Genomic DNA, 9082 nt, shown 5'->3' on the forward strand with positions numbered 1-9082 from the left:
CCCCGGCACCACCTACACCCGCGTCGGCGGATTCCTGCATGACGCCGCCCAATTCGACGCCGGACTCTTCGGGATCTCGCCGCGCGAGGCCCTCGCGATGGATCCGCAGCAGCGGCTGCTCCTGGAGACCTCATGGGAGGCCCTGGAGCGGGCCGGAATCGGCCCCCTTTCCGCCCGGGGCCGTGACATCGGTGTTTTCACCGGCATCGTCCACCACGACTACGTCACCCGGCTGCGGCAGATCCCCGAGGACGTCCGGGGCTACGTGATGACCGGCACCTCGTCGAGCGTGGCCTCGGGACGCGTGTCGTACGTGTTCGGCTTCGAAGGGCCGGCGGTGACCATCGACACGGCCTGCTCGTCCTCCCTCGTGGCGATGCACCTGGCGACCCAGGCGCTACGGCGCGGAGACTGCTCGCTCGCCCTCGCAGGCGGTGCGACCGTCATGTCCAGCCCGGACGCCTTCGTGGAGTTCGCCCGCCAGCGCGGTCTCTCCGCCGACGGCCGGTGCAAGGCGTACTCCTCGACCGCCGACGGCACCGGCTGGGCCGAGGGCGTGGGCGTCATCGTCCTGGAGCGCCTGTCGGAGGCCCGCCGCAACGGCCACCGGATCCTGGCCGTGCTGCGCGGCAGCGCCGTCAACCAGGACGGCGCCTCGAACGGCCTGACCGCTCCCAACGGACCCTCCCAGCAGCGCGTCATCCGGCGCGCTCTGTCCGACGCGGGCCTGTCGACGAAGGACATCGACATGGTCGAGGGCCACGGCACCGGCACATCCCTGGGCGACCCGATCGAGGTCCAGGCACTGCTTGGCACCTACGGACAGGACCGGCCCGCCGACCGTCCGCTGTGGCTCGGCTCGCTGAAGTCCAACATCGGCCACACCCAGGCAGCGGCGGGTGTCTCCGGCGTCATCAAGATGGTCGAGGCGCTGCGACACGGAGTCATGCCGCCGACGCTCCATGTGGAGGAGCCGACACCGCAGGTGGACTGGACGGCCGGCGCGGTCGAACTGCTCAGAGAGGCGCGGGAATGGCCGGACACTGGCCGTCCGCGCCGAGCCGCCGTCTCCTCCTTCGGCGCGAGCGGCACCAACGCCCACGTGATCCTGGAGGAGTCACCCGAAGAGCCCGTCGAGGCGCCGGCGGCAGAGAGCGGCGCGGAGCTGCCCGCTGCGCCCGTTGTGGTTCCGCTGGTGGTGTCGGCGCGGAATCCTGGTTCGCTGGTGGGGCAGGCGGAGCGGCTGGTGTCGTTCGTCGCGGAGAACGCGGGCACACTGCCGGACGTGGCCGCGGCGTTGGTTGCTCGGCGGGCGATGTTGTCCGAGCGCGCGGTGGTCGTGGCCGGCTCGCGGGGTGAGGCTGTGGCGGGGCTTGGTGGGCTGGCGCGGGGTGAGTCTCATCCGGGTCTGGTCACTGGCAGCGCGGTGGGTGCGGGGCGGAGCGTGCTGGTGTTCCCGGGTCAGGGTTCGCAGTGGGCCGGTATGGGGCGTGAGCTGCTGGATTCCTCGCCGGTGTTCGCGGAGCGGGTGGGGGAGTGTGCGGTGGCGTTGGAGCGGTGGGTGGATTGGTCGTTGGTGGATGTGTTGCGGGGGGATGTTCCGGCTGCGCTGTTGGAGCGTGTGGATGTGGTGCAGCCTGCGAGTTTTGCGGTGATGGTGGGTCTGGCTGCGGTGTGGTCGTCGGTGGGTGTGGTGGCGGATGCGGTGGTGGGTCATTCGCAGGGTGAGATCGCGGCTGCGTGTGTGGCGGGTGCGTTGTCGCTGGAGGACGCTGCCCGGGTGGTGGCGGTGCGCAGTCAGGTCATCGCGGGCAGTCTGGCGGGCCGGGGTGGTATGGCGTCGGTGGCGGTGTCCGAGGCTGAGGTGGCCGGGCGTATCGAGCGGTGGGACGGCCGGGTGGAGGTGGCGGCGGTCAACAGTCCGTCGTCGGTGGTGATCGCCGGTGATGCCGAGGCTCTCGACGAGGCGCTGGAGGTTCTTGAGGCGGATGGTGTGCGGGTGCGCCGGGTCGCGGTGGACTACGCCTCCCACACCCGGCACGTGGAGGCGATCGAGGACGTACTGACAACCGCCTTCGCCGACATCCGTGCCCAAGCCCCGCTGGTTCCTTTCTACTCGACTGTGACCGGCGAGTGGGTGAAGGAGGCGGGTGTCCTCGACGGTGGTTACTGGTACCGCAATCTGCGTGGCCAGGTCCGTTTCGGTCCCGCCATCGCCGACCTCCTGGCCGGCGGCCATACCGTCTTCGTGGAGGCCAGTGCCCATCCGGTTCTGGTGCAGCCGGTCAGCGAGATCGTGGACGAGGCGGATGACACGGTCCGGCTGCGCGCTGTCGTCGGCGGCACGCTGCGCCGTGACGAGGGCGGTCTGCACCGGCTGTTCACCTCGATGGCCGAGCTTTTCGTCCGAGGTGTGCCGGTGGACTGGGCGACAATGCTGCCGGCCGGTGCCGGTGCCTCGCAGGTCGAGCTCCCGACGTATGCCTTCGACCGACGTCACTACTGGTTGCAGGAGGCCGATAACGCCGACGGCAGCGGCGCCTCGGCCGAGGACACCGACGCGGACTTCTGGAGCGCCGTCGAGCAGACCGACGCGGACTCGCTCGCCGGACTGCTCGCCTCGGACTCCGCCGGTCTGCGAGACGCCCTGCGCACTGTCGTGCCGGTGTTGGCGGACTGGCGCGGCAGGCGCCAGCAGCGGTTCAGCGCTGAGCGCCTCCGCTACGCCATCACCTGGCGGCCCCTGGACCGGGAGGTGTCGGGAGTACCCGCGGGCCGCTGGCTCGCCGTACTGCCGCCGGGATGCCCGATCGAAGGCGCGACCGGTTTCCCGGCCGACTCCACGGACGGCTCCCAGGTGGCCGAGCTCCTCGCGGCGCTCGGTGCCCAGGGACTCGACATCGTGCCCTTGGAGATCGCTCCCTCCACCTTCACCCGCACGGTGCTCACCGAGCAGTTGAGCGGCATCCGAGCCGAGTACGAGCCGGCAGGAGTTCTCTCCCTGCTCGCCCTCGGCGGCACGCAGGACGCCACTGTCACCGCCGCCAGGACCCTCGCGCTGATTCAGGCCCTCGGAGACGCGGGCGTCGACGGGCCACTGTGGTGTCTGACCCGGGGCGTGGTGAACACCGGTATCCAGGACACCGTTACCGATCCTGGCGAGGCCGCGCTCTGGGGCCTGGGCCGCGCCGTGGCCCTCGAACACCCCGACCGGTGGGGCGGCCTGGTCGACCTACCGGCAACCGCCAACGCCCGCACCGCGCAGTATCTCGTGGGCGCGCTGAACGGCGCAGCGGGGGACGACCAGCTCGCCGTACGTCGCTCCGGCGTCTACAGCAGGCGGCTCAGCCGCAAGCCCGCACCCGAGGCGCCCGCCGACGGCGGCTGGCAGCCTCATGGCACAGTCCTTGTGACCGGTGGTGCCGAGGCCCTCGGCGCACATGCCTCGCTCTGGCTCGCCCGGTCCGGCGCGCGCCGTCTCATCATCACGACCACGGCTCAGGCGCCCGCCGACGCCGTCACCAAGTTGCTGGACAAGCTCGCGGCCACCGGGGTGGAGACGACCGTCGTCTCCTGCGCCGACGCCGACCGTGAAACGCTCGCCCGACTCATCGCCGAGACCCCGGAGGAGCAGCCGCTCACCGCCGTCGTGCACGCCGCCGACGCCGCCTGGACCAGCAACATCGCCGACACCGGCCTCGCCGACCTCACCGAGGTCTTCGCGGCCAAGGTCGACACCGCTGTCTGGCTCGACGAATTGTTCACCGACACCCACACCGACACCGACACCGACGCCGGCGGGGCCCCGCTCGACGCCTTCGTGGTCTTCTCCTCGATCGCCGGAATCTGGGGCGGTGGTGGCCAGGGCGTCTCCGGCGCGGCCAACGCGGTCCTGGACGCCCTGGTCGAACGGCGCCGCGGCCGAGGACTCGCGGCCACCTCGATCGCCTGGGGGGCCTTCGACGAAGTCGGCCCTGCCATGGACGAGGCGACCCTCGCGCAGCTGCGCCGCCGCGGTGTCCTGCCGATGACCCAACAGATCGCGATGACCGCGTTCGAACAGGCCGTGGAAGCGCGGGAGAAAGCCGTGACGGTCGTCGACATGGACTGGGAAGCGTTCATCCCGGCGTTCACCTCTGTACGGGTCAGCCCGCTCTTCGCTGACCTGCCCGAGGCCGCCGCCGCCCTGCGCGCCTCCCAGCCCGATGCCGAGAACATCAGCACCACCTCATCCCTGGTGGACTCCCTCCGCAACGTCCCCGAGGCGGAACAGAACCGTCTCCTGCTCCGGCTGGTGTGCGGACAGGCCTCGACCGTCCTCGGACACAGCAGCACGGACAGCATCGGCCCGCTCCAGTCCTTCCAGGAGGTCGGTTTCGACTCGCTCGCCGCGGTCAACCTCCGCAACAGCCTGCACGTGGCCACCGGTCTACGACTGCCCGCGACCCTCATCTTCGACTATCCGACCCCGGACGCCGTCGTCGGTTTCCTGCGATCTGAACTGCTGACGGAAACGGGCGACGACGACCTGGACACGCGGGAGGACGATCTGAGGCGCGTACTCGCGCAGGTCCCGCTCGCCCGGTTCCGGGAGGCCGGCCTTCTCGACACGCTGCTCAGCCTCGCCGGTCCCGAGGACGGCTCCGTCCCCGGGGTGACGACTCCCGAGCCAGACCCGGTGATGCCCGCCGCTGAGGACGACGCCGACCTGATCGACGGGATGGACGTCGCCGACCTCGTGAAGCGCGCCCTGGGAAACGACACCAACTGATCACCTGACGTGAACCTTGTCCTACGTGGGTGAGGCGGACGTTCGTCCGTTCACGGGGCGGGGCTTGACATCTCGAAGATCAGGCGGTGGCCACCACTTCCTTGGACGCAACCGGGAGCTACCAGACCAGGGGATGCCCCACGAAGGCGGCCCTGTCTAATCTCGTGAGGCAGCCCTCGATTTTCGCGGACCCTCTGCGGTCATAGAAATGCCCAGCAACAATTCAGGAGTCTTTATCTGTGTCTTCTCTTTTTTTCACATCGATGCGAGCATCCGCGATGAGGGTTCCGCGCCGCATCAACTGACCTCGTACGTCGCAGCCGCCCGCGACCCTCATCTTCGACTATCCGACCCCGGACGCCCTCGTCGGTTTCCTGCGCTCTGATCAGGTCCCGCTCGCCCGGTTCCGGGAGGCCGGGCTTCTCGACATGCTGCTCGGCCTCATCGGTCCCGAGGGCGGCCTCGCAAAGCGCGCCCTGGGAAGCGACACCGACTGATCACCCGACTTACCGACATTTGGTTTACCGACAGCGACAAAGACGGAGGGCCTACCGAGATGACGGCACCGGACGAGCAGATCGTCAACGCACTGCGTGCCTCGCTCAAGGAGAACACGCGGCTCCAGCAGGAGAACCAGCGTCTCTCCGAGTCCTCTGCCGAACCCATCGCGATCGTTTCGATGGCCTGTAGGTACGCGGGCGGCATACGCACCCCCGAGGACCTGTGGCGGGTGGTGACCGACGGCACCGACGTCTACACCGCCTTCCCCGAGGACCGCGGCTGGGATCTGGAGGGCATCTACCACCCCGACCCGGACAACCCCGGCACGACGTACGTCCGCGAGGGCGCGTTCCTGCACGACGCCGGCCAATTCGATGCCGCCTTCTTCGGGATATCGCCGCGCGAGGCGCTCGCGATGGACCCTCAGCAGCGGCAGCTCCTCGAGGTCTCCTGGGAGGCCCTCGAACGAGCCGGCATCGACCCGCACTCCGTACGCGGCGCTGACATCGGCGTGTTCGCCGGCATGGTCCACCAGGACTACGCGCCCGACCTCAGCGGCCTCGAAGGCTTCCTCAGCCTGGAGCGAGCCCTGGGCACAGCGGGCGGCGTCGCCTCGGGACGGGTCGCCTACACACTCGGCCTCGAAGGCCCCGCCGTCACCGTCGACACCATGTGTTCTTCCTCCATGGTTGCCATCCACCTGGCCGCCCAGGCACTGCGGCGAGGCGAGTGCTCCATGGCCTTGGCCGGCGGCGCCACCGTGATGGCGACCCCCGGCGGGTTCGTCGGCTTCGCCCGGCAGCGCGGCCTCGCCTTCGACGGCCGCTGCAAGTCGTACGCGGCCTGCGCGGACGGCTCCAGCTGGGCCGAAGGCGCAGGTGTGATCCTGCTTGAGCGGCTGTCGGAGGCGCGCCGCAACGGACACCGGGTCCTCGCGGTGATCCGCGGCTCCGCCCTCAACCAGGACGGCGCTTCCAACGGCCTGACGGCGCCCAACGGACCCGCGCAGCAGCGCGTCATCCGCAAGGCGCTGGAGAGCGCCGACCTCACTACGGCCGACATCGACATGGTCGAGGGCCACGGCACCGGCACCGTTCTTGGTGACCCGATCGAGGCGCAAGCCCTGATCGCCACGTACGGCCAGGACCGGTCGGAGGACCGGCCGCTGTGGCTCGGCTCGGTCAAATCGGTCATCGGCCACACCCAGGCCGCCTCCGGCGTGGCCGCAGTGATCAACATGGTGCAGGCGCTGCGGCACGGTGTCATGCCCCCCACCCGGCACGTGGACGCCCCCACCTCGCAGGTGGACTGGACGGCGGGCTCCGTGGAGCTGCTGACGGAGGCCCGCGCGTGGCCAGAGGTGGGCCGGCCGCGCCGGGCCGGTGCGTCTTCGTTCGGTGCCAGCGGTACGAACGCCCACCTGATCCTGGAGCAGGCGCTGGAAGAAGAGCCCGCCGCGGAAACTGCCTCCGGCCCCTCTCCGGCTCCAGCGGTCGACGGCGTGGTGCCGCTGGTGCTGTCGGCGGCCACGGCCGCCTCGCTTACCGGCCAGGCGGAGCGTCTGCATTCGTTCGTCGAGGCGTCCGGCACGGTTGCGCTCGCCGACGTCGCGGCCGCATTGGCCACCGGCCGGGCGACGCTCGCCGAGCGCGCGGTCGTCATGGCCGACTCGCCCGAGGAGGCCCTGGCGGGCCTGGGCGCGCTGGCGCGCGGCGAGGCCGCACACACGGTGGCCGTCGGCAGCGCGTCGACACCGGGCGGGGCCGGAAAAGTCGTGCTCGTCTTTCCGGGGCAGGGTTCGCAATGGACCGGCATGGGCCGCGAACTCCTCGACTCCTCACCGGTGTTCGCGGAGCGGATTGCTGAGTGCGCGGCGGCGCTCGAGCGGTGGGTCGACTGGTCGCTGGTGGATGTGCTGCGAGGGGATGCTCCGGCCGAACTCCTGAAGCGCGTGGATGTGGTGCAGCCTGCGAGTTTCGCGGTGATGGTGGGTCTGGCCGCGGTGTGGTCGTCGGTCGGTGTGGTGCCGGATGCGGTGGTCGGTCACTCGCAGGGTGAGATCGCTGCCGCGTGCGTGTCGGGCGCGCTGTCCCTGGAGAACGCCGCCCGCATTGTGGCCGTACGCAGTCAGGTCATCGCCGCAAGCCTGGCGGGCCGTGGCGGTATGGCGTCGGTGGCGCTGTCCGAGGCAGAGGCCGTCGAGCGTCTGGAGCGGTGGGCCGGCCGGATCGAGGTCGCGGCGGTCAACGGTCCCGCGTCAGTGGTGATCGCCGGTGACGCCGAAGCCCTCGACGAGGCCATCGACGTGCTGGAGGACCAAGGCGTACGCGTGCGCCGCATCGCAGTCGACTATGCCTCGCACACACGGCATGTCGAAGCCGTCCAGGAGATCCTGAGCGAGGCCTTCGCCGACATCCGCAGCCAGGCTCCTGCCGTGCCGTTCTTCTCCACTGTGACCGGCGAGTGGATTCGCGAGCCGGGTGTCCTCGACGGCGGTTACTGGTACCGCAACCTGCGCCGGCAGGTCCGCTTCGGTCCCGCGATCGCCGACCTCGTGGCCGACGGCCACACCGTGTTCGTGGAGTCCAGCGCCCACCCCGTCCTGGTCCAGCCGATCAGCGAGATCGTGGACCTCGCCGAGGCCGACGCCGTCGTGACCGGCTCCCTGCGCCGTGAAGACGGCGGCCCGCGCCGCCTGTTCACCTCGATGGCCGAACTCTTCGTCCGAGGCGTCCACGTCGACTGGAGCGGCGTCCTTGCGGCCCGAGCCGACGCCGGCCGCATCGACCTCCCGACATACGCCTTCGACCACCAGCACTACTGGATCCAGCTGACCGGCACCGCCAACGACACCGCCTCGCTCGGCCTGACCGGCACCGACCACCCGCTGCTCGGCGCGGTGGTCCCGCTGCCCCAGTCCGACGGTCTGGTCCTCACCTCCCGACTCTCCCTACGCACCCACCCGTGGCTCGCGGACCACGCCATCGCAGGCGCGGTCGTCGTACCCGGAACCATCTACGTCGATCTGGCGGTCCGAGCCGGCGACGAGTTCGGCTGCGGTGTCCTGGAAGAACTCGTCATCGAGTCACCGCTCGTGCTGCCCGAGCAGGGCGGCGTCCGCATCCAGGTCGCCGTCAGCGGCGCCGGCCCCAACGGTTCGCGCACCGTGGATGTCTACTCCCTCCCCGAGGAGACCTCCGACGAGGAGGCGGGGCAGGGGGGATGGACCCGGCATGCCACCGGCCTGCTCTCCAACGCCGCCTGGACCGACGGCACGACGCCCGCCGTCGACTTCGCCGCCTGGCCCCCGGCCGGCGCGCAGTCCGTCGCCATCGACGACTTCTACTCGGATCTTGCCGCCCGCGGATACGCCTACGGTCCGGCCTTCCAGGGCCTGCGCGGCGTGTGGCGGCGCGGCGACGAACTGTTCGCCGAGGCTGTCCTGCCGCCCGAGCAGCGCGAGAGCGCCGACCGGTTCGGCATCCACCCGGCCCTGCTCGACGCCGCCCTGCACACCAACGCCTTCGCCAACCCCGACGACGACCGCAAAGTTCTGCCCTTCGCCTGGAACGGTCTCGTCCTGCACGCCCTGGGCGCCTCCGCCCTGCGCGTACGAGTCGCCCCGAGCGGCCCGGACGCGCTCTCGTTCCAGGCCGCCGACGAGACCGGCGACCTCGTCCTGACCATGGACTCGCTGGTATCCCTGCCGGTCACCGCCGAGCAGCTCGGCGCCGACGCGGCCGGCCGGGAGCGCCGCGACTCGCTGTTCCGCGTGGAGTGGACCCCCCTGCCCGCCCCCGAGGGCGCCAC

At 70.7% G+C, this 9082-nt stretch carries 2 protein-coding genes; both read left to right on the forward strand.

Translation table 11 applies throughout. The annotated features are described in order from the left end of the window. On the forward strand, nt 1–4771 hold a 4771-nt coding region (locus tag ADY01_RS27745; protein ID WP_049578999.1), incomplete at its 5' end, for a type I polyketide synthase. Nucleotides 4772–5327: 556 nt separating this feature from the next. After that, nucleotides 5328–9082, forward strand: a 3755-nt coding sequence (locus ADY01_RS27750) for a type I polyketide synthase (protein ID WP_049579001.1), incomplete at its 3' end; no start/stop codon positions are given.

The sequence above is a fragment of the Streptomyces sp. SBT349 genome, from assembly GCF_001083795.1.
In the GTDB taxonomy this organism is placed as follows: domain Bacteria; phylum Actinomycetota; class Actinomycetes; order Streptomycetales; family Streptomycetaceae; genus Streptomyces.